The organism is Pantoea sp. B65 (assembly GCF_047308185.1).
In the GTDB taxonomy this organism is placed as follows: domain Bacteria; phylum Pseudomonadota; class Gammaproteobacteria; order Enterobacterales; family Enterobacteriaceae; genus Erwinia.
Map to the genome: position 1 here is coordinate 84,473 of NZ_JAHXPU010000039.1, position 26,158 is coordinate 110,630.

The 26,158-nt window shown below is 54.0% G+C and carries 23 protein-coding genes and 1 tRNA gene; 5 read left to right on the top strand and 19 right to left on the bottom strand.

The features are described 5' to 3' along the window. Positions 1–22: 22 nt before the first annotated feature. The 8 genes from JWF83_RS18705 to JWF83_RS18740 all read right to left on the bottom strand — a co-directional run bounded on the left by JWF83_RS18705 (position 23) and on the right by JWF83_RS18740 (position 8,364). Positions 23–961: a phosphotransferase gene (locus tag JWF83_RS18705; protein ID WP_413651915.1), complete on the bottom strand. Its 939-nt coding sequence runs from the start codon at positions 959–961 to the stop codon at positions 23–25. After that, positions 958–1,893 (bottom strand): phosphotransferase, encoded by a 936-nt coding sequence (locus JWF83_RS18710; RefSeq protein WP_413651916.1) that lies wholly within the window; start codon positions 1,891–1,893, stop codon positions 958–960. The genes JWF83_RS18705 and JWF83_RS18710 overlap by 4 nt, the downstream gene beginning before the upstream one ends. After that, positions 1,887–3,191 (bottom strand): M20 family metallo-hydrolase, encoded by a 1,305-nt coding sequence (locus JWF83_RS18715; protein ID WP_413651917.1) that lies wholly within the window; start codon positions 3,189–3,191, stop codon positions 1,887–1,889. Before JWF83_RS18715 ends, JWF83_RS18710 begins: the two co-directional genes overlap by 7 nt. Next, positions 3,145–3,927, bottom strand: a complete 783-nt coding sequence (locus JWF83_RS18720) for a DeoR/GlpR family DNA-binding transcription regulator (protein WP_413651918.1) — start codon at positions 3,925–3,927, stop codon at positions 3,145–3,147. The genes JWF83_RS18715 and JWF83_RS18720 overlap by 47 nt, the downstream gene beginning before the upstream one ends. 45 nt (positions 3,928–3,972) lie before the next feature. After that, positions 3,973–5,403 carry an amidase gene (locus tag JWF83_RS18725; protein WP_413651919.1) on the bottom strand — a complete coding sequence of 477 codons (1,431 nt, stop codon included), beginning with the start codon at positions 5,401–5,403 and terminating at the stop codon, positions 3,973–3,975. Between the two features lie 808 nt (positions 5,404–6,211). Beyond that, positions 6,212–6,288: transfer RNA gene (locus JWF83_RS18730), tRNA-Pro, on the bottom strand. Positions 6,289–6,360: 72 nt separating this feature from the next. Continuing rightward, the gene (yejM, locus tag JWF83_RS18735) at positions 6,361–8,115 is read right to left on the bottom strand and encodes an LPS biosynthesis-modulating metalloenzyme YejM (RefSeq protein WP_413651920.1); all 1,755 of its coding nucleotides are present in this window, start codon (positions 8,113–8,115) and stop codon (positions 6,361–6,363) included. 21 nt (positions 8,116–8,136) lie between these two features. Then, positions 8,137–8,364, bottom strand: coding sequence for a YejL family protein (locus tag JWF83_RS18740; RefSeq protein WP_413651921.1), 228 nt, complete (start codon positions 8,362–8,364; stop codon positions 8,137–8,139). A 159-nt stretch (positions 8,365–8,523) separates the two neighbouring features. Between JWF83_RS18740 and yejK the strand changes: the two genes are divergently transcribed. Then, positions 8,524–9,528, top strand: coding sequence for a nucleoid-associated protein YejK (yejK, locus tag JWF83_RS18745; protein WP_413651922.1), 1,005 nt, complete (start codon positions 8,524–8,526; stop codon positions 9,526–9,528). A 66-nt stretch (positions 9,529–9,594) separates the two neighbouring features. Here yejK and rplY read toward each other — a convergent pair whose 3' ends face one another. Together rplY and JWF83_RS18755 are read right to left on the bottom strand one after the other, a co-directional pair. Beyond that, the gene (gene rplY / locus JWF83_RS18750) at positions 9,595–9,879 is read right to left on the bottom strand and encodes a 50S ribosomal protein L25 (RefSeq protein WP_413651923.1); all 285 of its coding nucleotides are present in this window, start codon (positions 9,877–9,879) and stop codon (positions 9,595–9,597) included. A 130-nt stretch (positions 9,880–10,009) separates the two neighbouring features. Next, the gene (locus JWF83_RS18755) at positions 10,010–11,764 is read right to left on the bottom strand and encodes a DEAD/DEAH box helicase (RefSeq protein ID WP_413651924.1); all 1,755 of its coding nucleotides are present in this window, start codon (positions 11,762–11,764) and stop codon (positions 10,010–10,012) included. Positions 11,765–11,964: 200 nt separating this feature from the next. Between JWF83_RS18755 and rsuA the strand changes: the two genes are divergently transcribed. The 3 genes from rsuA to JWF83_RS18770 all read left to right on the top strand — a co-directional run bounded on the left by rsuA (position 11,965) and on the right by JWF83_RS18770 (position 14,638). Next, positions 11,965–12,669 (top strand): 16S rRNA pseudouridine(516) synthase RsuA, encoded by a 705-nt coding sequence (rsuA, locus tag JWF83_RS18760; protein WP_413651925.1) that lies wholly within the window; start codon positions 11,965–11,967, stop codon positions 12,667–12,669. Between the two features lie 86 nt (positions 12,670–12,755). After that, a complete protein-coding gene (locus JWF83_RS18765) occupies positions 12,756–13,949 on the top strand; it encodes a Bcr/CflA family multidrug efflux MFS transporter (protein WP_413651926.1) in 1,194 nt (397 codons plus the stop codon). A 344-nt stretch (positions 13,950–14,293) separates the two neighbouring features. Next, entirely contained in the window at positions 14,294–14,638 is a 345-nt protein-coding gene (locus tag JWF83_RS18770; RefSeq protein WP_413651927.1) for a YejG family protein, read from the top strand. Between the two features lie 7 nt (positions 14,639–14,645). Here JWF83_RS18770 and yejF read toward each other — a convergent pair whose 3' ends face one another. From yejF to JWF83_RS18810, 8 genes are all read right to left on the bottom strand, one after another. Then, complete coding sequence (gene yejF, locus JWF83_RS18775; protein WP_413651928.1) at positions 14,646–16,241, bottom strand: microcin C ABC transporter ATP-binding protein YejF; 1,596 nt, start codon at positions 16,239–16,241, stop codon at positions 14,646–14,648. 1 nt (position 16,242) lies between these two features. Continuing rightward, positions 16,243–17,268, bottom strand: coding sequence for a microcin C ABC transporter permease (locus JWF83_RS18780; RefSeq protein ID WP_413651929.1), 1,026 nt, complete (start codon positions 17,266–17,268; stop codon positions 16,243–16,245). Beyond that, entirely contained in the window at positions 17,265–18,359 is a 1,095-nt protein-coding gene (locus JWF83_RS18785) for a microcin C ABC transporter permease YejB (protein ID WP_413651930.1), read from the bottom strand. Before JWF83_RS18785 ends, JWF83_RS18780 begins: the two co-directional genes overlap by 4 nt. 9 nt (positions 18,360–18,368) lie before the next feature. Further along, the gene (locus JWF83_RS18790; RefSeq protein ID WP_413651931.1) at positions 18,369–20,183 is read right to left on the bottom strand and encodes an extracellular solute-binding protein; all 1,815 of its coding nucleotides are present in this window, start codon (positions 20,181–20,183) and stop codon (positions 18,369–18,371) included. A gap of 127 nt (positions 20,184–20,310) precedes the next feature. Then, positions 20,311–21,882 carry a cyclic di-GMP phosphodiesterase gene (locus JWF83_RS18795; protein WP_413651932.1) on the bottom strand — a complete coding sequence of 524 codons (1,572 nt, stop codon included), beginning with the start codon at positions 21,880–21,882 and terminating at the stop codon, positions 20,311–20,313. Between the two features lie 265 nt (positions 21,883–22,147). Further along, entirely contained in the window at positions 22,148–22,720 is a 573-nt protein-coding gene (mepS, locus tag JWF83_RS18800) for a bifunctional murein DD-endopeptidase/murein LD-carboxypeptidase (protein WP_413651933.1), read from the bottom strand. A 512-nt stretch (positions 22,721–23,232) separates the two neighbouring features. Then, positions 23,233–23,934 carry a phosphatase PAP2 family protein gene (locus JWF83_RS18805; protein ID WP_413651934.1) on the bottom strand — a complete coding sequence of 234 codons (702 nt, stop codon included), beginning with the start codon at positions 23,932–23,934 and terminating at the stop codon, positions 23,233–23,235. A 35-nt stretch (positions 23,935–23,969) separates the two neighbouring features. After that, positions 23,970–24,953, bottom strand: coding sequence for a CobW family GTP-binding protein (locus JWF83_RS18810; RefSeq protein ID WP_413651935.1), 984 nt, complete (start codon positions 24,951–24,953; stop codon positions 23,970–23,972). A gap of 128 nt (positions 24,954–25,081) precedes the next feature. On the opposite strand from JWF83_RS18810, the gene JWF83_RS18815 reads away from it, so the two are divergent. Next, entirely contained in the window at positions 25,082–25,402 is a 321-nt protein-coding gene (locus JWF83_RS18815; RefSeq protein WP_413651936.1) for a hypothetical protein, read from the top strand. A gap of 91 nt (positions 25,403–25,493) precedes the next feature. Here the strand turns inward: JWF83_RS18815 and yeiP are convergent, their stop codons facing one another. Next, the gene (gene yeiP, locus JWF83_RS18820) at positions 25,494–26,066 is read right to left on the bottom strand and encodes an elongation factor P-like protein YeiP (protein ID WP_413651937.1); all 573 of its coding nucleotides are present in this window, start codon (positions 26,064–26,066) and stop codon (positions 25,494–25,496) included. Positions 26,067–26,158 lie beyond the last annotated feature (92 nt).

Sequence of the window (26,158 nt, forward strand, 5' to 3'; positions counted from 1 at the left end):
GTTATATTGCTCTTGCCGGTAATTACAGGGCGCGTAACCAATTTTCCCAGTCGGGATGATTCAGTACGCTACGGGCACGCATGGTTTTCCAGGCGCCATACTTCGAAAAATCAAAATCAATATCAGCTACCTGATGCTGAATAATCGCCCAGGTTGACCATTTCATATCCGCCAGAAACTTGTGAATCTGCACCCGGGCAAAACAGGCTGTATCCACCCGGCCAAAATAATCCTCCAGTAATTCTCGTTCTATTTCCGGTGTAAAAAACATTTCACCAAACCATAATGCGAGCTCATAGCAACGATCGTTATTGGAGGCATATTCAAAGTCGACCAGCCGGATATCGTTGTTGCCGTTCAGCATAAAATTACCGGCCAGCGTATCGTTCATGCAGGGGACATAATCGATTCCGGCGGCATAGAGCGCTTCGCGTGCGCGTTGACACTGCCTGTGTAGCCAAATCGCATCGCCGGAAAAGGCGGCCTTTAGCGCGCGCACCTGGTCAATATGTTCATCCAGCATATCGAAAACGGTTTTAGTCTCTGTCAGACGAGGTTGGTCGTTAAAGCTTTTCAGCGCCTGCAGCGCACGGTGACGTACGGTGCGCTGCTGGAAATCCTGGTTGGATGAACTGCGCCACCCCTCCATAAACTCAAAAATCTCCACGCCCAGTTCGCGCAGATAGCTGACCACCGGGGCGCCATAGCCAGTTTGTGCCGCTTTCAGGCTGGCTTCATGAGCGGTGTCACGGTTGATAAATCGCTCAGTGCCTTCACCGGGGATCTTCACAAAGTAGGCGCAGGGTGCCCCGGCAACGTCTACGCGCCAGTTGGCATTAGAAATTCCGCCGCTTACCGGCCGATAACTAATGTCGCGCGCCTGCCACGCAGCAACTGCGGCAATCGCCTGTTCCAGACGCTGCTCCTGCCAGTTGCTTGCTTCTCCGCTTCGCTTCTTCATGCCGCATTTCCCCCCACAAGGGTTAACCAACGTTCAAGACGCGGATCGCGGGCGCTCTGACGACAGCGCAGCAGCGTCCACTGTCCCACTTTGGCAAACTCCAGGCCACGGCTGTTGCAGTGACCGTTCCAGAACCCCCACAATGTCCAGTAGTAGTCATCTGCTAACGCGTAAAGACGGCAACGTGCATAATCCGCCTCGCTGCAGTGACCGCGCCAGGCGCTTATGGCTTCACGCCACTGATGATCAAAAAGGAGTTGCTCGTTCAGCAGGGTGGCGATGTCATACCAGGCATCACCCCGGGCGGCATAATCGAAGTCAAGCAAACACCATTCGCCATGATCATTCACCATCCAGTTACTGGCGATGTTGTCGCCATGAATCATCACCGGCTGCACCGGGCTGGCGTTCAGACTGCGCCAGGCCAGGTCGACACATTCACCCAGCCACGTCAGTTCAGCGGGCAGCGCCACGCCATCCAGGGCACAGCGCTGACGCAGCTGTAGCATATCTGTCTGGCGGGTTTGTGGCGGTAGCGGCAGGCCGGACTGATGCAGCCTGTCGAGTATTCGCGTCAACGCCTGAAAATGGGCCGGGGAGGCCAGTTGATCAAGCCTGGCCCAGTGCCAGCTGTTATCCAGTGCTTCAAAGATCAGTACTCCGTGCAGCGTATCGGCATATTTTAGCCGTGGAGCGATTCCCAGTTCGCCGACCTGGCGACTGATATCGGCGCTACGTGCGACATCAATTAGTGGACGCTGATCGTCAAACAGTACCTTGGCGTACAGACGTTGCGTTCCTGCGGTTAATACAAATCCTGCCCACTCTGTCGCCAGGCGATGCGGCGAGGCGACGCCGGCGGTACCTGACTGAATAGTCCAGCAGGTGAGCGGGTCCCAGCCCAGCAGAGCCTGCTGTAAGCGGTTCAACATTTTTTTGCCTCCGCCAGGGATAATTCGCCCACAGGATGCAAGCTGAGATCGGCCAGCAACGCCAGCAGCAGGTCCAGCCCACGGTGTAAATCATCCGGCGCGGTAAACTCGCGCTCATTATGTGAAAGTCCCTGGTGACTTGGCACAAATAACAGACAACTGGGGCAGTGATAGCTCAGGCTGATGGCGTCGTGGCCAGCGACTGTGCGCATTGGCATCGCCGCCAGCTCCAGATGCCCGGCCTGTGCCAGCGCGCGCTGTACCAGTCCGGCATGCAGCTGCTGGCGCGGACGAAACTGCGATGACACCAGACTGACATCGGTGGCGGTATCCTGCGCAATGGTCTGTAACAAGCGGGCAAATCGCTCGCCGGTGGTTTTCAGCAATGCTTCATCGGCGGAGCGAAACTCGATAAATAACGTGGCCTCGCGGGTAACCACATTCGGCGAGTTAGGCTGCGTTTCGAGGCGGCCGACGGAGGTATGCAGTACCTCTCCCTGTGTATCGGCCTCTGCGCGCACCGCAACAATGGTTTTTGCCGCGGCGAGGAGTGCATCGCGGCGGCTGCTCATCAGTGACGGACCGGTATGATTCTGTTCACCGCGAAATGTCACCTGCCACTTCAGCGCGGCCCAGGTCTCGGTGACCACGCCAATTTGTTGTTGCTGCTGCTCCAGATGGGGGCCTTGTTCGATATGTAGTTCCACATAAGCCGCCAGTGGCAGAGATGGCAGCGCTGTACCGCGATAACCGATAGTTGCCAGCGCCTCGCCCAGCGTGATGCCCTGCGCATCGCGGCAGGCAAGCGCTGTAGCGAGGGGGAGGGCGCCAGTGAATACCGCGCTGCCAATCAGGCTGGGCTGAAAGCGTGCGCCTTCCTCATTTGTCCAGTTAACTACCGCCAGATTGCGGCGCGCCGCTGCCGGTTGTTGCCGTAGCTGACGCGCCAGACTGGCCAGGGTCACTGCTGCAGCGGTAACACCATAGGCGCCGTCGAAGCGGCCGCCGTCTGGCTGGCTGTCAAGGTGCGATCCGCACAGCAGCCACGGTGCGCCGGGAGATAACTCCAATAGGCCAAAAACATTGCCGATCTCATCAATTTGAACCTGAAATCCCTCACTGCCCAGCCAGTGGCAAAAGGCGTCACGTACGGCGCCATCGTCAGCACTGGCCGCCAGACGGTGCAACCCGCCAGTTGGGGTGACGCCAATAGCGCTGATCAGCGCAAACAGCGCATCAAAGGCCTCATAGTCATGTTGCATCATCCGCGGCGCTGCCGGGATGGAGGATATTGACATGTGCTTTCTCCAGACTTGCTACAAAACCTGTCGGTGGCGGAGCGTTGGTCACCAGCGTATCCACTGCGCTAAATGGCAGGGTGTTAACGTAGGTGCGCAGACCAAATTTGCCCTCATCTGCCAGAATTACACTGTGACGGCAGTGCGCACTTAGCACCCGACGCAGTAAAGCTTCCGGTTCTTCGTAATCCATAAATCCATTTTCCAGATCCACCGCACCGATGCCCATAAAGGCAATGTCGTAATGGAATTCGCGGGCAAACGCCAGCGTATGTGGACCTGTCAGAGCGTTATCATTGCGCCGTACGCGACCCGGTGTAAGGGTGACCGCATTCTCACTCTGCTGGGTAAGCAGCGCGGCGATATCCAGCGAATTAGTCACCACCTTTAACCGCGAAAAGCGCGTAAGTTGATGCGCCAACGCCATGGTGGAGGTGCCGGTATCGAGAAACAACGCCATTCCCTCTTCCACCAGATCACTCGCCAGCTGCCCCATCCGCACTTTGGCGCGTGGTTTAATGCGGCTGCGTATTTGCAGCGGTTGCTCTTCACTTGGTACCGGCAGGATGGCGCCGCCGTGCACCCTTCTTAGTACCCCCCGCTCTTCGAGATATTTCAAATCGCGGCGAATGGTTTCTTCCGATACCACAAAGCGCAGCGCCAGCTCGGTGACCCGAATGCGCTTTTCGCTGCTTAATACTCGTTTAATTTCATCCAGTCGCGGCTGATTGATCATGGCTACCCTTCTGTTCCTGAGAAGAAAACCGCAGTATACCTTTGCTCACCGTTCCTGCGGTGGCTGATGCTGATCCCAGGGCATCAACGCTTCCAGCGCAGCACAAAACTGTAATACCTCGCCATCAGCATAACGCCGTCCGATAACCTGCAGCCCGACCGGCAAACCTGCTGGCGTGAAGCCGCAGGGTACTGTGGCGGCCGGATTGCCGCTCAGGTTGAAAGGCCAGGTGAAAGGGGTCCAGCGCGCCCATTCCACGCCGCTGTCGCCCACTGGCTGATCTGGCGGAGTATGACGGTCTGCGGCAAATGGCAATACCGGCAGGGTGGGGGTAATCAGCAGGTCCACTTCATCGAACAGCGCATGTACCTGGCTGGCAAAAAACGCCCGCTGCTTCTGTGCATGCAGATAACCAGCCAGGTTAATCTGCTGTGATTTCTCTATCAGTGCGGCAAAGCCGGGATCGAGTTGGTCCAGACGATCGCGCAGCGCTTCGCCATAAGCCACTCCGCGTCCGCCGGTCCACAATGTGTCAAAGGCGGCAAATGGACTCGTCCAGGGCTGGACTCGGGTGATTAGCGTAACGGGCAGCATATGCGCCATCTGCTCTACCGCCTGCTCCACCCGCGAGCTAATCAGTGGATCGACCGGGGTATTAAACAGGGTCGGGCTATAGCAGACGCGCAGCGGCGGCAGTGGGCGGTCGCAGCCAGCCAGCCAGGCTTCGCCTTTCTCCGGTAGCGCCTGATGATCGCGCGCATCCGGACCGGAAAGAATATCAAAAAGCAGGGCGCTATCGCGCACCGTACGCGTCATCGGCCCGGCATGACTGAGCATCTCAGTGGCCGACCAGGGCCAGGTGGGAATACGGCCAAGCGATCCTTTCAGCGCAAAGATGCCGCAGAAGGATCCGGGAATACGCACCGACCCGCCACCATCGGAGCCCAGTGCCGCAGGTACCAGTCGGGCTGCCACGCTGATCGCTGATCCTGAGCTGGAACCGCCGCTGGTTAGTTCAGTATTCCAGGGGTTACGCCCGTGGCCAAACAGCCGTGAGTAACTTGAGCCAGTCCAGCCGAACTCGGTGGTCGCAGTCTTACCGATAATGATCGCCCCCGCTGCTTTCAGCCGCGCAATAATTGGAGCGTCGCTGTCGGGCAGATTATCCAGTGCCGTAAGCGAACCTTTGGTAGTTCGTAGTCCGGCAGTGGAAAACAGATCTTTAATGCCGAAGGGGACACCATGCAGTGGTCCGCGTAACTTGCCGGCCGCGGCCTCTCGATCGCAGGCTTCAGCATCACCCAGCGCGGCTTCTTCATACAGATCACCAAATGCATTTAATGTGGGGTTGTGGGTTTTTATGCGTTGCAGGCATTCGCTGACCAGGGCAAAACTGCTGCGCTCCCCCTGACGGATTTCTCGTGCTGCCGTCAGTAAATCCGGCATATGTTCCGGTTTTTGATCGCATGGTTGCATGAGGTTACCTGCTGTTAATCCTGATTACATGGTTTTGATAGTGACGATTGCGCCGGTTTTTCGCAAGACCGATTTATGTGGTTAATGTTGTTTATGTGGTATTTTGTCGGGGCGTAATAAGAATTGGTTATGTGCGTACTGCGGGAAAAATCGCGGGTTTTTGCCGCAACATGGTGTTCCATGCTGGGTTTGGTCGCCGGCAGGGGGAGCTTATCTTATAAACCGTTCACAGGAATAGAATGGGTGGCAACAGGGAAAATGGTCGGCGATAAGCTATTGCCTGCCTCGGTGATAATAAAATTGTCTGGATGAAAATGAGTCGGCGATATTATCACCTGGCAACAGCCGGGGGGTTGAGTGCCGGAGATATCCTGCGGGCCATTCGCTTATGAGCCTGCGGGATATCTCGGGGGCTGGTTGCAGATTAGGCGATTGAAACGCTGAGGATTACCACCAGCCAAACTTAAAGTTCATTAAAAGGATCAGCGCGCTGATTGCCATTATGTTCACGGAAACAACGATTTTGCTCATAGCTATCATCCCGTTATGGTTAATCCGGTCATTATTGTAGATCAGGATTTTTTAACCGCCACCAAGGGTTCTGCTGCGCAACGCAATTTCCCGCAGGCAGACCTCAGTCTGCTGTTCAGCGCTGTGAGTAACGGCTACGGACAGCGCGCCATCTGGCTGACAATATCATCTGCCATAAACCGGGGTTACCCTGGCCTCAACCCCATCGGGAACCGTGCTTCGCAGGCAAAAAAAAACCGCAAACTCCGGGAGTATACGGTTTTTTCTGGCAATAATTTGGTCGGCACGAGAGGATTTGAACCTCCGACCCCTGACACCCCATGACAGTGCGCTACCAGGCTGCGCTACGTGCCGACACAGTACAATAATAGTACCTTTTCCGTTTTTGATTGCAAGCGACTGATGAGCTAATTGCTTTATAAATAATCAGTTAGCAATAAATCTTTTCTCTTCTGTCAGCACCTGAAGTAACAGCGACAGCTGTGGTTTATGGTCTTTCAGCGGTTTACCATCCTGATCAAATGCCCGGTAGCCGCCGTTATTATCGAGGATCAGCGTGGTTTGCGGCGTGGTGATCACCAGATGGCGGTCTTCCGTACCGGCTACCCAGTTATGGCGGCGCTGAGCAGCAAACAGATCTTCACCCTGCGAGTATTCCCCTGGCGCCGTACTGACATGCAGCAGTCGGCGCATCAGGGTGGTCATCACATCCTGATGGTCGGTGAGTTTGTTCACCTGCTGTGCCGGTGTATTCGGCCAGTGCACCACCAACGGCACCTGGAGCAGAGCGCGATTACCGTTGCTCTCATTACTGCTATCCAGTGGCACCCCGCGTTGGGCGGTAATCACTACCACGGTATTTTTTAGCAGATCTTTCTCTTTTAAGCGCTCCAGCACCTGTTGAATCTGCTGGTCGACACGGGCGGCACCGCGCAGATAACGCCGGTTGATATCCTGACTACTGTCCGCCAGATCGCTCAGACCGGTGTAGGAGATATAAGAGAACCATGGCGCGCCATTCGGCTTCTGCCCCTCCAGCCAGCTCTGCCACTGCGCCGTGGTTTGCGTGTTCGGCTGGCTTTCAGAAGAGGGCAGGGAAAAGTCTGACAGCAGCGCCTGACGATACAACGGAGAAGTAAAACCATCCGAGGCGAACAGACCAAACTGGTAGCCCTGATGGCTCAGCGCATTGATCAGTGCGGACGGAATACGTGATGACAACACCCCATCCATATAGCTTGGCGAAATACCGTAAAACAGCCCGAACAACCCGGCGTCATCAGAGCTACCGGCGCTGAAATGCTGGTTGAAGCGCACGTTTTGCTGGGCAAACTGATTAAGATTTGGCAGCGCCTTCGCCATGGTCGCCTGATTCAGACCATCGACGGTAATCACCAGCAGATTATTGCGCGTGCCGCCGTCGCGGAAGCTAATATCGCTGAGCGGATAGGCCACCGACAGTGCTTCCGGATTCCCTTGCTGCACCAGTCGACGCTGATAGGCCTGCGCATCAAGCAGACCGTACTTCTCCAGAAAACGGCGTGCCGTCATAGGATAGGAGAGCGGCAGGTTGGCGCGCTGCATGGTTATCGGACGATAAAAGTTGGCATCAGCCCAGATATACATCAGGTGGCTGGTAAAGAAGGCGGTAATAAATAGCGCGGCCAGCGGCTTGCCGAAACTGCGGCGATTAAGGCTGCGCAGTTTCTGCCAGCTCCAGGTGGCAAACAGCATCTCGACCAGGAAAATCAGCGGCAGGCTGATAAACATCAGTTGCCAGTCGCGCGCCATTTCACTTTGATCGGGGTTGACCACCAGCTCCCACACCACCGGATTCAGGTGCAGGTGGAAGCGGCTAAACACCGCACCGTCAACCAGCAGCAGCGTCATGCCGGTGGTGGCGACAATGGCGGAAAGGAACCGCATCAGCCGTTGCGACATCACAATAAAGGTCAGCGGGAAGATAATCAGCAGATAGGCGGCAAACACCACAAAGCTGAAATGACCAATCCAGCTGGTAAAGGCGTAGATACGGCCTGGCAGCGATGAGGGCCAGTCCGCCAACAGCAGAAAGCGGCTACCTAAGATAAAGGCAAAAATGATATTAAACAGAGCGAACCAGTGCCCCCAGCTAATCATCTGGGAGACTTTTTCACGGTAGCGCTGCCGGTTGGTTACCATAATGGGGTCTGGATCATCACATTAATGGGCTTTATCTTCGCGAACCGAAGCCTGCAGTGCATCAGCGAAGGAACGTGCCAGCACGCGGCGCTGGGCGGGTGCCACGCTGGTGTTAATTAAATTGGTCACCATATTTCCCAGTACCATCAGGGAAAGATCGGTTGGCGTCTGGTTTTTTTCCAGAACCTGGACCAGTTCGGCGAGGAGCTTCTCCACGCGTTCGTCACTATAACGGGATGATTGTGGCATAAAGTCGAATTATTCAGGTATTAAAGGGCGGTATCTTACCGTATCAGCGCGATTTTTTCCGCACTTTTATCGTAAGCAGCACGTTAATGCAATCCCCTGGTTGATCGTGGCGGCGCGCAGTGATTGAATACGCGCCTGAGTTATTAAGGAGAGTTTACCATGAGTCTGGATATCGACCAGATTGCCCTTCACCAGCTAATTAAACGCGATGAACAGACGCTGGAGCTGGTTTTACGTGCCTCGCTGCTGCCCGTTAACGCCACGGTTGAGGCGATGATGGAAGAGTTACACCGCGTCTATAGCGCCAAAAGCAAAGCCTACGGCCTGTTCAACGAAGAGAGCGAGCTGGCCGATGCACTGCGCAACTGCCGCAAGGGAGAGGATGATTTCCTCGCGTTTAGCCGTGCAGCGACCGGACGTTTGCGTGATGAACTGGCCAAATATCCGTTTGCTGAAGGCGGGGTGGTGCTGTTCGGTCACTACCGTTATCTGGCGGTGGAATATTTGCTGATTGCGGTGTTAAACAGCCAGAACAGTATGCGTGTTAATGAGGAGCTGGATATCAGCAGCACCCATTATCTCGATATTAACCATGCTGATATTGTCGCACGTATTGATCTGACCGAGTGGGAAACTAACCCGGAGTCCACGCGCTATCTGACGTTTTTGCGCGGGCGGGTAGGGCGGAAAGTTGCCGATTTCTTTATGGATTTCCTTGGCGCCAGCGTTGGTCTGGATACCAAGGCGCAGAACCGTGGGTTGTTGCAGGCGGTAGATGACTACTGTGCGGAGTCCGAACTGGATAAAGGCGAGCGCCAGAACTATCGTCAGCAGGTTTACAGCTACTGTAACGAGCAACTGCAGGCCGGTGAGGAGATTGCGCTGGAAGATCTTTCTAATGAATTGCCGCCGCTGGGGGAGAAAAGTTTTCAGGCTTTTACCCAGGAGCAGGGCTATGAGCTGGAAGAGAGCTTTCCGGCAGACCGCAGTACCTTGCGTCAGTTGACCAAATTTGCCGGCAGCGGCGGTGGTTTAACCCTGAATTTTGACGCCATGCTGCTGGGCGAGCGAATTTTCTGGGATCCGGCCACCGATACGCTAACCATTAAAGGTACGCCGCCGAATCTGCGCGATCAGCTACAACGCCGTACTGGCGGTAACTGAGTCCGGTTATTGCCGGCAAAAAAAAACGCCGCTAATGCGGCGTTCTTTCTTCAACAGGTTCAGCGATTAAGCACGAACGAAGTCGATGTGGTGCAGTTTTGGCTTGAACGGGTGACGCTGTACAGCCTGAACTTTAACCTTAACTTCTTTGCCATCAACAACCAGGGTCAGAACTTCGTCGTAGAAACCCGGTTTAGTCTGGGTATTCATTACGGAGTCGTGATCCAGTTCGATAGCTACAGCTGCTTCCGCGCCACCATAAATGATTGCCGGGAATTTGTTAGCTGTGCGCAGGCGGCGGCTCGCACCCTTACCCTGCTCTTTACGTACTTCTGCATTGATAGTGAACATTGTTGTTTCTCTTCAATAAATGTTCCTGCAACAGGCGACCCAGTAGCAGGTTGAATTGTTCAGCTTCTGCTTTCACAAAAGCGGGCGGCATTATAGCGATGTTTCGCGATATCAGCAAATAATACCCGCGTTAATTCATCTGATTGGCGCGGCGGAAGCGTCCCTGATAATCGAATATCTTTTCGCGTACCTGCCAGAAATGGCGCTGCTGGCGGGCAACCACAAAGTCGGGGTGGCGTAACAAGGGTTGCAGCGCCACCACATCGGCGGCGGTTTGCCAGCCCAGCGGCACACCAGGGGCACGCTGATGCGGGCGCATAAACAGCTGCTCAAAGGCTTTACGCTGCGCCGGGCTTTTTAAACGGAAGCGCTCGCTGACGCTGGTGCCATCTTCATCAAAATAACTGGCTTTCAGCCATTCGCCTTTCTCATCGCTGCCGTGGCTTAACGCCATGCCGCCGCAGCGCAATACCAGCGCATCTTTCAGTTTCAGCGCCGCTTTCAGCATATCGTCAGGATCGACCAGTACGGCGTCGCACTGATTGCAGCGGCGCGCGGCGATATCGTTTTCCGCATTACAGTGTGGGCAGTTTTTAAAGCGAAAACGGTAGTCGCACTGCTGGCGTTCGCCGTCGTCATCTTCCAGCACGCCCTGACAACGACGGCCAAAGTGTTCAATAATGGTGCCGTCGGCAGTGGCCTTGCCCCAGAAGGTGTTGGCAAAGCCGCAGGCGGGGCAGAATACCTGCACCGGCTGGTTATCGCTTTTGCCTTTTGGCGCGCCGACTTCCGGGGTGTAAAGATCATGTGGATTGCCGGCATAGTCGAGGATCAGACAGTCGCTTTTTCCTGCGCACAGGCGTAAACCGCGACCGACAATTTGCTGGTACAGGCTGACCGATTCGGTAGGGCGTAAAATGGCAATCAGGTCGACATGGGGAGCATCAAAACCGGTAGTCAGTACCGCCACGTTGACCATATAGCGCAGCTGTTGCTGTTTAAACGCGCGGATGGCGGCATCGCGCTGGGCTGCCGGCGTGTCAGCACTGATTAATGCTTTGCCGTCTGGCAATAAGCCGAGGATCTCTTTTGCATGTTCCACGGTCGCGGCGAAGATCATCACACCTTTACGGTCGACGGCAAACTCAACGATCTGCTGAATAATCAGCGGGGTGACCCGCTGCTGCTGTTTCAGTTCGCGGTTAAGATCGGCTTCGCTAAACAGGCCATTGTCTTGCGCGCTCAGGCGGCTGAAATCGTATTGCACCACCGGCATATCCAGACGTTCCGGCGGCACCAGAAAGCCATGCTTAATCATATAACGCAGCGGCAACTCATAAATACAGTCGCGAAACAGCGCCTTCTCATCACCGCGCACCATGCCATGATAGTGGTATTGATAGATCCAGCCTTTACCCAGCCGGTATGGCGTTGCGGTTAGCCCGAGCAAACGCAACTGCGGATTATGCTGGCGCAGATGATGAAGGATTTGGCGGTACTGGCTGTCATCGTCGTCGCTGATGCGATGGCATTCATCGACGATCAGCAGTGAAAACGCGCTGTCGAATTGCGCCAGATTGCGCGCCACGGATTGCACGCTGCCAAAAACCACTTTGCTGTGACTCTCTTTACGCTGCAATCCGGCGGCAAAAATATCGGCGTCCAGCCCCCAGGCCTGATACTTGCTGTGATTCTGCGCCACCAGTTCTTTCACATGCGCCAGCACCATTACCCGCCCGCGCGCGACTCTTGCCAGTTCGGCAATCACCAGGCTTTTGCCCGCGCCGGTGGGCAGCACGATCACTGCCGGTTGCTGAGAGCGGCGGAAGTAGCTGAGCGTGGCATCCACCGCTTCCTGCTGATAAGGACGAAGAGTAAACGACATGAACAAGACAACGATTGCGGAAACAGAGTCGCATTATGCCATGAAAGCCGCTGAACGGCGCGATCGCCTCTGTTAGCCGCGCTTAACTCTCGCTATACTGGTCTCTGACACCCTTTCAGGGCGCCACGCAGGCGCTTTCCAAACGTCAGTCGGAAGATGGCGTCGGATTTCATTTCAAGAAAACAGGCAAAGCAGATTTAATGCGACTCGATAAATTTTTATCTCAGCAACTGGAAATCAGCCGGGCAATCGCTACACGCGAAATTCGTGCTAAACGCGTCACCATTGATGGCGAAATCGTGCGTGACACGTCGTTTAAACTGGAACCTGAGCACCAGGTCGAATATGACGGTAATCCACTGCAGCAGCAGCTCGGGCCGCGTTATTTTATGCTGAATAAGCCAGAAGGCTATGTCTGCTCGACGGACGATCCCGACCATCCTACGGTGCTGTTTTTCCTCGAAGAGCCAACCGCTTACAAACTGCATGCCGCCGGGCGGCTGGATATTGATACCACCGGCCTGGTGCTGATGACTGATGATGGTCAGTGGTCGCATCGTATTACCTCGCCGCGCCATCACTGTGAGAAAACCTATCTGGTGACGCTCGAATCGCCGCTGGCAGACAGCACCGTACAGCAGTTTGCTGACGGTGTTCAGCTGCATAATGAGAAAACGCTGACCAAACCCGCGACCCTGGATGTTATCAGCGAGTACCAGGTGCGTCTGACGATCGGTGAAGGGCGTTACCATCAGGTAAAACGTATGTTTGCTGCGGTGGGGAATCATGTGGTGGCGTTACATCGCGAGCGTATCGGCGAGATAACCCTCGATCCAGCGCTGGCGCCGGGTGAATATCGTGCGCTGCGCGCAGAAGAGATCGCCAGCGTGGTCATACCGCGTTAACCGGCGTGATAAACGATACTTTTGCCTGATAGCCTGGAAATCCAGGATTGAAGCCGATAATAACGATGCATGACGAGGAGTAATGGGTGCGGAAGGATAAGAACTCTTCACTGGGATTAGTGGTTATTCTCGGCCTGCTGGCCATGTTAATGCCGTTATCAATTGATATGTATCTGCCGGCGCTGCCGCAAATCGCCAAAGAGTTTGGCGTACCGGCGGGTAGCGTGCAGATGACGCTGAATATCTACATTATGGGTTTTGCCCTCGGCCAGCTGTTCTACGGGCCGATGGCGGATAGCTTTGGCCGTAAGCCGGTGATCACCTTCGGCACCCTGGTGTTTGCGATTGCCGCCGCCGCCTGCGCCCTGTCGCAGACCATTGAGCAATTGATTAATATGCGCCTGCTGCATGGCCTGTCAGCGGCGGCGGGCAGTGTGGTGATCAGCGCCCTGATGCGCGACAGCTACTCAAAAGAGGAGTTTTCGCGCATGATGTCATTTGTGATGCTGGTGACCACCATCGCGCCGTTGCTGGCGCCGCTGGTCGGCGGCTGGCTGCTGATCTTCTGGAGCTGGCACGCGATTTTCTGGGTGATTTCCGCTGCCGCCGTGGTCACTACCGTGCTGGTAGTGACGCAAATCAAAGAGACGCTGCCGCCGGAAAAGCGCCAGAAGTTTCATTTACGCACCATGCTGGTTAACTTTCTCTCGTTGTTGCGTCATAAGCGGGCATTCAGCTATATGCTGGCCAGCGGCTTCTCTTTTGCCGGTCTGTTCTCGTTTCTGAATGCCGGGCCTTTTGTTTATATTGAAATCAACCATATTTCACCGCAGCATTTCGGCTACTACTTTGGGCTGAACGTAGTGTTCCTGTTTGTGATTACGCTGATTAACAGCCGTTCGGTACGCCGTTTTGGTCCGCTGGCGATGTTCCGTTGCGGCCTGCTGATCCAGTTTGCCATGGGCATCTGGTTGCTGGTGGTAAGTGCGCTGAACCTCGGTTTTCTGCCGCTGGTGTTTGGCGTGGCGATGTTTATCGGCTGCGTATCGATGGTGTCATCCAACGCGATGGCGGTGATCCTTGATGAGTTTCCGCATATGGCCGGTACCGCGTCGTCACTGGCTGGCACCCTGCGTTTTGGCGTTGGCGCGCTGGTGGGGATGCTACTGTCGAATGCCACCTTTACCAGCGCCTGGCCGATGGTCTGGGCCATTGCGCTCTGCGCCACGGTGTCGCTGCTGTTTTATCTGTATGCCAGTCGTCCACGTAAACCCGCATAATGGTTCGCGGGCGGTATTAATGCCGCCTGCGATGCTGCCCCGCAACCGCCGTATTCCTGCTTTAATCCCCTAATTTATGCAACTATTGTTGCTTTATTGTGAAATTTGGCGCATAAAAAATAACAATCTCGCAGCAAAAATGGTTGTGATCACTTTATGAACGCGGTACATATAACGATAAAATGAGAGCTGGCGCTCAAAAACAACGTCGTAAATATGAAATGTTTAAAAACGCGACGGCTTGCATTGACGCTTATGGCAGTACCTGACCAGCAATAACCGGTCGCGGTTTATCTGCAGCCAGAAAATAGTCGTGTTTTTGCTTACCGCTCTGGGGATTTGATTTGAACACATTACAGCTTTCGGTCGTACATCGCCTGCCGCAAAGTTATCGCTGGTCTGCCGGACTGACCGGCAGCACCGTCGAGCCACTGGAGATCAGTGGTTTAACCAATGATAACGATCTGATTGGCCTTAAGTTATTAAGCCATGATGGCGAGTCGGCGTGGGATATTATGCAGGTGCTGAAATCCGCTCTGAACGACATTCAGGTTGAATGTGCGGTGGTGGAGTGGCAAGGCGAGCCTTGCCTGTTTGTGCATCGCAATGACGAGAGCGCCACCAACTGTCGTCTGAAAAATCAGGGCGTCGCCATTGCGGAAACCTTCTCCGCCAGCAATCCTTTCTGAATCCCGCTCAGGCCATGGCCAGCGATAGCAACTGGCGGGTATATTCCTGTTGTGGCGCGGCGAAAATCTGTTCGCAGTCACCCTGTTCCACCACCTCTCCCTGGCGCAGTACCACTACCTGATGACATAAAGCGCGTACCACCTGCAGATCGTGGCTGATAAATACATAGGCCAGCCGGTGCTGCTGCTGAAGGTTTTTCAGCAATGTCAGGATCTGTTTTTGTACCGAGCGATCGAGCGAAGAGGTCGGTTCATCCAGAATAATCAGCTGCGGCTGCAGGATTAGCGCGCGCGCAATCGCAATACGCTGACGCTGACCGCCAGAAAACTCAGCCGGATAGCGATGGCGGGTCGCCGGATCGAGTCCAACTTCCTGCATCGCCACTATCACCTGCTGATCACGCTGCTGCTCCGTTAACTGCGGACGATGCACCTGTAATCCTTCGGCAATAATCTGCGTGATGTTAAGCCGCGGGTTCAGTGACGAGTTAGGATCCTGAAACACCACCTGGATGCGTGGACGCACGGCCAGCATCTGCTTGCGGTTCCAGCTGTGAATGGGCTGGTCATCAAACCAGATCTCCCCCTGCGACTGGATCAGACGCAGTAGCGCCAGCCCGGTGGTGCTTTTACCCGATCCTGACTCACCGACCAGCCCGAGGCTTTCGCCCGGTCGCAGCTCAAAGCTGAGCGCTTTTAATGCATGATGATGATCGACTACCCGCCGCAACAAGCCACGCTTAATGGGAAAAGAGACCTGCAGCTTATCCACGCGCAGCAGCGGGGGCTTAGCGCTGTCCGCTGGCGCAGGGTGACCTTCCGGCTCGGCGTCCAGCAGTTTGCGCGTCCAGGCATGCTGTGGGGCGCTGAACAGTTGCCGGGTGGTACTGTGCTCCACGACCGCGCCGTTTTGCATCACCGTGACCTGATCGGCCAGCTGCCGTACGATCCGCAGGTTATGGGTAATAAACAGCAGCGCCATATTCAGCTCTTGCTTCAGCTCTTTCAGCAGCGTGAGAATCTGCGCCTGTACCGTCACGTCAAGGGCGGTGGTCGGCTCATCGGCAATCAGCAGCTCTGGCTGGGTCAGCAAGGCCATGGCGATCATCACGCGCTGACGTTCACCACCGGATAACTGATGAGGAAAATCATTCAGGCGGCTTTTGGCCTGGCGAATACCGACCCGATCAAGGCAGTTAAGCATTTCACCGCGTGCCGCTTCACGCCGCATGCCGCGATGCAATGACAGCACTTCGTACAGCTGCTTTTCGATACTGTGCAGCGGATTCAGCGACACCATTGGCTCCTGAAAAATCATCGCCATGCGGTTGCCGCGCAGGCTGCGCAAGGTGCGTTCATCGGCCTGCAGGATATTCTGTCCGGAAAAATAAATTTCGCCGCCGGTGTAAATGGCGGGTGGGGCCGGCAATAAGCGCATGATTGACAGCGCGGTAACGCTTTTCCCCGAGCCGGATTCACCGACCAGCGCCAGCGTTTCTCCGGCCTCCAGCGACAGTGACAACCGGTTAACCACCTGCTGCTGCACTGCGCCCTGGCGAAAGGCGATACTGAGATCGTTGATGGTTAGAAGTGGCGTACTCATATCAATGCACCTTGCTCGGATCGAAGGCGTCACGCACGGCTTCGCCAATAAAAATCAGCAGCGACAGTAAAATCGCCAGCGAGAAGAAGCCGGCCAGCCCCAGCCACGGGGCCTGCAGGTTATTTTTGCCCTGTAACAGCAGCTCACCTAATGAAGGCGAACCGAGCGGCAGGCCAAAGCCGAGGAAATCCAGCGATGTCAGGGTGGTGATCGAACCACACAGTATAAAAGGCAAAAAGGTCAGGGTGGCGACCATGGCATTGGGCAACATATGGCGCAGCATAATGCGGCTGTCGCTGACGCCCATCGCCTGCGCGGCACGAATGTAGTCATAATTACGCGCGCGCAGAAACTCGGCGCGCACCACCCCCACCAGACTCATCCAGCCAAATAATACGGTGATTGCCAGCAGCCACCAGAAATCCGGCTGTACGACGCTGGAGAGCAGAATAATCAGAAATAGCGTCGGCATTCCGGACCAGATTTCGATAAAGCGCTGACCAATCAGATCGACCTTACCGCCGAAATAGCCCTGCGCGGCGCCAACCCCAACGCCAATCAGGCTGGAGACGATGGTCAGCATCAGGCCAAACAACAGAGAGATACGCGTGCCGTAGAGGATGCGCGCCAGCACATCGCCACCATTGGCATCGGTACCCAACCAGTTTTTGCCGGAGGGCGGTGAAGGGAAGGGCGCATCGCTGGCAAAGTTAATGGTGCTGTCGCCAAAGCGAATCGGCGCCCAGACAGCCCAGCCGGTATTATCCAGGCGCTGCCTGAGCCAGGGATCCTGATAATCGGCGCTGGTGGCCAGCGGGCCACCGAAATCGGCTTCGGTATAATCAAACAGCACCGGCGCATACCAGCGATCCTGATAATGCACCAGCAGCGGTTTATCATTGGCCAGCAGCTCAGCAAACAGACAGAGTACAAACAGCACGGCAAAGATCCACAGCGACCAGTAACCGCGACGATTGTGACGGAAACGGCCCCAGCGAGCCTGATTAATCGGGCTTAAGCGGCTCATTGGCGTCCCTCAAAATCAATGCGTGGGTCAACCAGCGTATAGGTGATATCACTGAGAATATTCAGCAGCAGGCCAATCAGCGTGAAAATATACAGGGTGCCAAACATCACCGGATAGTCACGCTGAATGGTGGTTTCATAGCCCAGCAGACCGAGGCCATTAAGTGAGAACATCACTTCAATCAGCAGCGAGCCGGTGAAAAACATACTGATAAAGGTGGCCGGAAACCCGGCGATAACCAGCAACATGGCGTTACGGAACACATGGCGATAGAGGATTTTTTTCTCATCCAGCCCCTTGGCGCGCGCAGTGACGACATATTGTTTACGGATCTCATCCATAAAGGAGTTTTTCGTCAGCATCGTCAGGGTGGCAAAACCGCCAATCACCGTCGCCAGCACCGGCAGGGTGATATGCCAGAGGTAGTCCGTCACTTTGCCGTACCACGGCATACTGTCAAACTGCGGCGACGTCAGCCCGCGCAGCGGAAACCAGTCGAGATAACTGCCGCCGGCAAACAGTACGATCAGCGCGACCCCGAACAGGAACGAAGGAATGGCATAGCCGACAATGATAATGGCGCTGCTCCAGACATCAAAAGCACTGCCGTTATGCACCGCTTTTCTGATCCCCAGCGGAATCGATACCAGATAGATAATCAGCGTACTCCACAGGCCGAGGGTGATCGATACCGGCAGACTCTCTTTAATCAGTTGCAGCACCGAGGCGCTGCGGAACAGACTGTCGCCAAAATCAAAGCGGGCGTAATCCCACAACATTTTGAAATAGCGTTCATGCAGCGGCTTATCAAAACCATAGCGTTTGGTGATTTCAGCAATCACTTCAGGATCAAGCCCGCGCGCACCGCGATACTGGCTGTCGCCGGGATTGGTGTTGTTTAATGAACCGCGACTGCTGGCGGTCCCGCCTTCGGTACCGGGTATCCCGCTGTTGCGCTCAAACTGGATATTGGCAATCGCCTGATCGACCGGGCCACCCGGTGCAATCTGCACAATAAAAAAGTTAATCGTAATGATCGCCCACAGGGTAGGGATCACCAGCAAAAGTCGACGAATAAGGTAAGCGCCCAAATCTACTCCTTAGCGACGTTGGGCCGGCAACTGTGCGGCTTTATTAACATCGTACCACCAGGTGTCAGTGCCAAGGGAATAGGTTGGTGCGATCCCCGGCATGGAGAATTTATTCCAGTAAGCATAACGATCTTCCGCGCTATACCACATTGGAATCATGTAGTAGTTCCATAGCAACACCCGGTCGAGGGCGCGACCAAGGGGCAACAACGCGTCTTTATCGCCCTGATGCTGGAAAATTTTTTCAACCAGACTGTCAACCACCGGATTTTTGACCCGTGGGGTATTCCAGCTGGATTCAATATATTGCGATGCCCAGATAATGCGCAACGAGGGATCCGGCGATGCCTGTGCGTAGTAGTTGGTCGGGATCATATCGTAATCCCCCTTACGCAGGCGGCGCAGGTATTGCGAGCTGTCCACCTGGCGGATATCGATATTAATCCCCAGCCGTTGCAGATTATGCTGGAATGGCAGCACCCACTGGATGCTACTGCTGCTACTGCTGTTCAGCAGCAGTTCAAAGCTAAACGGCTTACCGCTGGCGACATTCACCAACTGCTTATTTTTGAGCTCCCAGCCTGCCTGTTTCAGCAGGTCCAGCGCCTTCAGCAGGTGCTGGCGGTCATAGCCGCTGCCGTCGGATTGCGGCGGCTGATAGTCAGAGGTAAATACTTCATCCGGCAGCTGGCCTTTAAATGGCGCCAGGATTTCCAGCTGTTTTGCATCCGGATAACCGCTGGCGGCATATTCAGTATTCTGGAAGTAACTGGAAGTGCGCTTCCACGCATTGTAGAACAGTGTCTTATTCATCCACTGAAAATCAAATGCCAGCCCAATCGCTTCGCGTACCCGCCGATCGGCAAAAATCGCTTTCTCAGTATTAAACGCCAGCCACGAGGTATTGGTGGCGACAGTGTTTGCTCTGGCCTCTTTAATAATCTGGTGATTAGCGAAATTCTTGCCGCGATACTGCGTAGCCCATTTTTTGGCTGAGCCTTCGGCGCGGAAATCAAAGGCACCGGCTTTAAACGCCTCAAAGGCGACATTATCGTCGAGATAATAGTCGTAGCGTAGGGTATCAAAATTGTGCCGCCCGCGGTTCACCGGCAAATTAGCCGCCCAGTAGTCTTTTACCCGCGTATAGGTGATGTACTGGCCAACTTTATAGGCGCTGATGCGGTAAACACTGCTGCCAAGCGGAGGATAGCCCAGCGGCTCATTAAACTTGCGGCTCTGCCAGAATTTCTCTGACAGTACCGGCAGGGAAAATATGCCGAGGATCTGGTCCTTATCCGGCGCCGGCAGTTCAATACGTACGGTCAGCGGCGCTATTGCCTTCACGCTGGCGCCTTTATAGGCGACGCGAAATTGCGGTACCCCTTCAGTCATAAATTTATTGAAGGTAAAGGCGACATCGGCGGCGGTAATCGGTGAGCCGTCCTGAAAGCGGGCGTGAGGATTAATTCTGACTTCCGCCCAGCGAAAGTCAGCAGGATAGCGCGCTGATTCGGCGATCAGCGGATAGTAACTGCCAATTTCATCGTCGGAAGTGGTAAACAGCGAGTCATATACGCCTTCGGTGCCGATACCGGGATAACCCCGGGAGGCATAGCGGTTAAAGTTGTCGTAAGTACCAATCACCGCATAGGTTATTTTCCCCCCTTTGGGGGCGGCAGGATTGACGTAATCGTAATGGGTAAAATTGGTGGCGTATTTCGGTTCGCCCAGTTTTGAGAATGCGTAGCTTTCATTGATGTTTTCTGCCTGGGCCGTTAAGCCGACAGCACTGAGCAGCATGAGTGTAACCAGGCGCAATAGCATCGTTAGGGTTGGCTCCCGCATTAAAAAAACAAAAAAGATGTTATTCAGCGTAACAGTATTAGCCGATTCGTCGTCAGCCTGCCCGGGCGGCATAACTGTCGCCCGGGCAGGAAACATTCCGCTACCCTCAGGATAAAGCGGTCTGGCGCGTTTGAAAATATGTAATCAGTTGTGCAACGGTCATTGGCCGGGCAAATAAAAAGCCCTGCATATGGGTGACGCCCCGGTTGAGCAGCCATGTAGCCTGCTCTTCGGTTTCCACACCTTCGGCAACGGTACTGAGATTGAGTTTCTTCGCCAGATTCAGTACGGCATCAAGCACCGGTGATGTTACCGTTTCCATGCCGATGCTCTGCACAAATCCGCGATCGATTTTAAGGTAGTCGAACTTGAATTTTTCAAGATAGATCAGCGCACTGTGTCCGGTACCAAAATCATCAATGGCGATCTTAAATCCCTGATGATGAAACCAGTCGAACACCTCAATCGCATGCCGTTCCGACACCATGGTGCGCTCGGTAATTTCGAACACATAATTAAAATGTCCTTCCGGCATCGCTTTAATCCAGGTATTCACATCCTGACGAAAGGAGTCTGATGAGAGATGGTTGGGTGACAGATTGATCCCCATCTGAATACCCGCCGGCACCACCTGACGCATCTTATGCGCATCGCGCGCCACCAGTTCAAACAGGTGGCAGGTCAGAGGGATAATTAAATTCTGGCCCTCGGCATAACTGATAAATGCATCCGGCGGAATCCGTCCTTCAGTCGGATGCGTCCAGCGCAGCAGCGCTTCCAGTCCGTAAACATTGCCGGTCGAGGCTTCGATCAGCGGCTGATATTCAACATGAAACTCATTGCGCTTAATCCCCAGCATAATCTCTTTTCCCGGGCGCAGACGCAGCGTCAGTAACAGGAAACAACTGCTGGTCACCAGCACTGCCAGCAACAGGCCGGTCAGCAAAATAATATTCACGTCGCGTTGCGGCAGTTCAGGGCCAAACAGATAAAAGGTGATGGGATAACCGGCAATATTCAGGATACGCAGGGGGGTGGCGGGAAGCTGGCTGATACGAATAACATCATGATTCCAGCTGGTGACCGCATTATCGCCGACGGCCAGCGCCATCCCGGAAATATCCTGTTGTCGCGATGCCATTAGCAAATAAGGGGTCATATCCATATTCAGCGTCGTCAGCACGCCGCTTTGTCGGCTGTCAGGTTGTTTCATCCACATCACCATTGCCGGTTGCTTTGGCATCATCGGCGTGCCGGCTACAATCGACAGGTCGCGCTCTTTCGTCAGATCGGTCTGCGGTAAAAAATGGCTTACCGGTAAGTTGAATGCGCCGGTGGCGGAAGAGCAGTAGGCAATACCATCGCGGACTAACAGAATCGCACGAATACCGGTGGTGAATGCTGCCCGGGAGGTGAGTTCGTTATTAATATGGATGCAGGGGCGCGTTGTCAGCACCAGCAACGGGGTGAGGGTCTTTCCCAGTGAGTTTAACGCGTTGACAATATAGTCCCGGGTATAGTCGACCAGCCGGTCATTGTCCTCTGCACGTTTTTTCCAGGTGATACTGATGGTGATGGCAGTAAAAAGCAAAAAAAAGATCAAACCAACAACGGCACTGAGCCACGCGACCCGTCGCGCATTTGTCAGCGGATGTTTAACCAGACTCGATAGTGGCATCGCGTTTTATCTCCCGCTTTAGCCTGTTTTTGGGTTGGAATTACGCACTGCCATTTTCCGGGAATAAGTACAGGAGAATATAACGATGCCGGGGGTTCTGTCTCGATATTATTATGATTAGCAAAACTATTTTGCATTGGCAGTAGACAGATTATTCTGAATCTCTGCATCTGATTAGCGCTTAATCAGGTCAGTTTCGGACATAAAAAAAACGCTGCCGGGGCAGCGCTTCTGTCATTCTCATTTCGCGGACTTCAGGGGTAAATCAGCTATGCGTTCGGGTCAGAACACGTCGTGCCTCGCGGTATCGGTTTTTCCAGTAGGAATCATTCATACTGGAGATCATAACGCCGCTGCTGGTCGATGCATGAACGAAGCTGTCATTACCAAGGTAGATGCCAACGTGTCGTCCTGTCGAACCGGCGTGAAACAGCACGAGATCACCGGGGCGCAATTTACTACGCTGAATACTTTTACCACTGTCCTGCTGCTCTGAGGTGGAGCGTGGCAGATCCAGGCCAAACTGTTCGCGGAAGGTCACCTGAACAAAACCTGAGCAGTCAATGCCCCCTTTGTTGGTGCCACCAAGACGATAACGAACGCCTTTCCAGTCAGCATATTGGTCCATAATACGTGATTTGATATCCACGTTCTGAACCATCTGTTCGAATTCATCCTGAGACGCTTGAAGTAAAAAACCGTTCTGGCCTTTAACTGCATGAGTCTCAGTTTGTGCGTTGTGACCGTTGCTGGTCGTACATGCCGAAAGCAGTGTCGCGAGTGCGACCGCGGGGATGACCCGCAAAATATATCTCAGGATAGGTTGAGACTTGACCATTATGTTTGTTATCCCTTGAAGTCCTTAACGACAGAGGTCGTTAGTTAAGTTGCGAAACGAAAATGAGATTAATTAGAGCAACCGAGTAAGACAATTCCTTAATCACTAAAATGTGTTAACGAGCACATTTTATTTGTAAAAAAGGAAAAAAAAACACTTCTTTTGCCTAATCTGACCTGAGGTTACCCGATTAAAAGCCCCGTGGCGAGGGGTTTTAACGACTTTCGTATAGGTTTTTTTGATGAGAAACAATTAAGTAACATTCAGTTCAAATTATCAGCAATTAGCAGTCAGTAATCGCCGGATTAAGCTAAATTCCTGCGGCTATTTCAACGGATTGCCGTCGAAATAAGAATTTCCCGCCAGATAAGCGGCTGGAAAAGGCATTTTCCCGTTCCGTTGCCATAATAATTTCTTTTTACCGGCAACAAATTAGCGTGCTAATTATCAATCTTTCCGCGCCTTGTGCCGCTTAGAATTAATACAATTTGGCTTTCGGCGCGGAATAGGGTTTAGGGCTTATATTTTCCGGGTAATGTCCGGTTGAGCCAGCGTACTAAATAATCACTGGCTGGCGTCATTAGCCACCAGCTCAGCCCAACCAGCACCACCGACAGCGAGCCCACCGCGATATCGCTAAACCAGTGCGCCCCCGCCATCACCCGCGGCAGACTGAACACCACAACAATCAGCACGGCGCTGAGAAAAGCGCCTTTGCCAAAATAGCGCAACATAAAGCAGGCGAAGATGATCAGCATCATCCCGTGATCCCCGGGAAAGCTGTCGCGTGAGGCATCTTTCGCCGGAATCCCGCTTAGTTCACTCACGCGGTATGCATGGTCAAAAAACAGACTGGGGCTGACATGTTTTACCGGCAGCAAATGCCCCAGCTGGTTCAGCACCACCGCGCTAATCAGCATGGTGACGCCAATAGTGATCAGCCGGCGGCGGCCCGGCGGGGTTTCGTGCAGCCAGAATTTGAGGTACAGCAACCCCATCGTCAGCAAGGAGACCATGTCAAAACCGCGGAAGTTGGTGATGGCAATCAGCCACATCAGCATTTTGTTGCTGGCCATATGATGATTAAACCAGAAGAAGATCGACTTATCGATCGGAAACCAGAAACCGTGGTTGGCAGGCAGGTACCAGGATAAAAACAGAGCGATACCTGCGATGTTCAGGGCAAGAATTGCCAGTAAGCGTTTAGCATTCATAATAAAATCAATCAGTTTAAAAATAACGGTGTAGCCTATGCCAGGTTTTCTAAACGAAGCTTCAACAAGTGGCTCTGTAAGGTATTCCATGCCACATCCTGCTCATTAATCAATTCGATCCGGCTATCCGGCGGCGCGGCGTTGCGGGTTTCGATCTGCAGATCCTGGCCCTGGCGGTTGATACTCAGCAGCCCCTCGGCAATGCGCAATACGCCTTTTACCCGGGTCACCGGGGCCAGCCTTGCCCATTCCAGCAGCCCGATGGTGTCAAATACCGTGTCCGCATCGAAGATCCAGCCGCAGGCATAGTAACCCTGACCATGATTAAGCGCGCGGCGCCAGCGGGCGTTGCTGTCGAGGCGCAGGGCGGCCAGACCGGACGCAGCGCTGCTGTGCGCATGATGGCGGGCATCCGGCAGCGGACGCAGATTAAGACGTGGGGTATCCAGTAACGCCGGATCGATATTGCCAAACTCAGCCTGGACACACTGGCGATCGGCAAGGTGCTGCTGTAACCAGCTGGCCAGCGCCAGACGGTCGCTCTGTTGCCAGCGATCCTGCTTATTGGCGACAATAATATCCGCCGCTGCCAGCTGATCGCGGAAGTTTTCATTGGCGGTGATTTTACTGTCGCTAAGCTGGCGCGGATCCAGCAGCGATAAGGTGGCATTCAGCGTCAGCCAGGGTTGATACACCGCATCGGTTAACATCGCGATAATTTGCTTCGGATGACCGAGGCCGGTGGGCTCAATCAGCAATCGATCCGGTTTAGTCTGCTTTAACAGCATATTCAGGCCAACCTGCATCGGCAGCCCGTTGACGCAACACATGCAGCCGCCGGGGATCTCTTTCAGTACCGCCCCGCGATCTTTCAGCAGCGCGCCGTCAATCCCGATCTCGCCAAATTCGTTGACCAGTATTGCCCAGTTTTCATGCTGTGGTTTCTGTGCCAGCAGGTGGAGCAACGTGGTGGTTTTTCCGCTGCCCAGAAAGCCAGTAATCAGATTGACCTTAGTCACCAGGTTCTCCTTAATCGGGGTATTGACATCATTAAATTAAAGTTCGGGCCCGTTCGCGCCGATTTAACTCATCAGGATAAGAAACCAGCTACCTTTAAACCTATAGTTGGTCAGTGAGTGAGGTTACTATGAACAGCATTAAATCAGCGGTACTGATAATGCTTTTTGCCTCATGGACGAGCAGCGCAATGGCCGGGGGTGGTGCAGCATCTGCCCGCTCAGGCGAGATACATTTCTCTGGCACTATTGTCGACGGCGGTTGCAACATCAGCCCTGACGCCAAGTATCAGCTGAAAATGTCCTGTTTTCAGAACGGTCGCTTTACCAGCAAAACCACTCAGCTGAATATCGCACGGCCGCAAAAACTTCCACTGAATCAGGGGACTACCCGTTTCAGCTGGATCGATCGCAGTAAATCGCTGGCGCTACTCAATATCAGTTATTTCTGACAAACCAGTATGTTGCTGGTTAGTTTGTGGGTTGTTATAACATAACAATAGCGGCGATGCACGATGTCATCGCCGAAAGCGCCACAAGCCGTTATTCGCTGCGGCCCATATAACGGCGCTCAGCAATATGAATGCGGATTTTATCGCCATTACTCAGATATTCCGGTACCTGAATCACCAACCCGGTGGCCATGGTGGCTGGCTTGGTACGCGCACTGGCGGAACCGCCTTTGATGCCTGGCGTGGTTTCAACAATTTCCATATCTACCGTTTGCGGCAGTTCCAGCGCCAGAATCTGGCCATCCATAGTTAACACCTGGATACCTGGCATACCGCCTTCAGGAATAAACAGCAGCTCTTCGGCAATCTGTTCCTGCTTGAAGTTGTAGGGGGTGTAATCTTCGTCATCCATAAACACATACTCATCACCATCGATATAAGAGAAGGTGACCTGACGACGGCTCAGGGAGATGGTGTCGATAATATCGTCACCTTTAAAACGTTCTTCAACCTTCATACCGGTACGGATATCGGTAAAACGCATCTTATACAAAGTTGAGGCGCCACGGGCGCTGGGGCTCTGAATATCAATATCTTTAACCAGCAGTAATTTGCCGTTGTAGCTAACGGCGGTGCCGCGCTTAATCTCGTTTGCTCTTGCCATAGTAGGTTCTCAATAAGCCTGTGCTGAATGAATCGCGACAAGTTACTCGCGGCGACGCATTCAGGCAAGATCTGCACGTCTCAGAAAGTGAA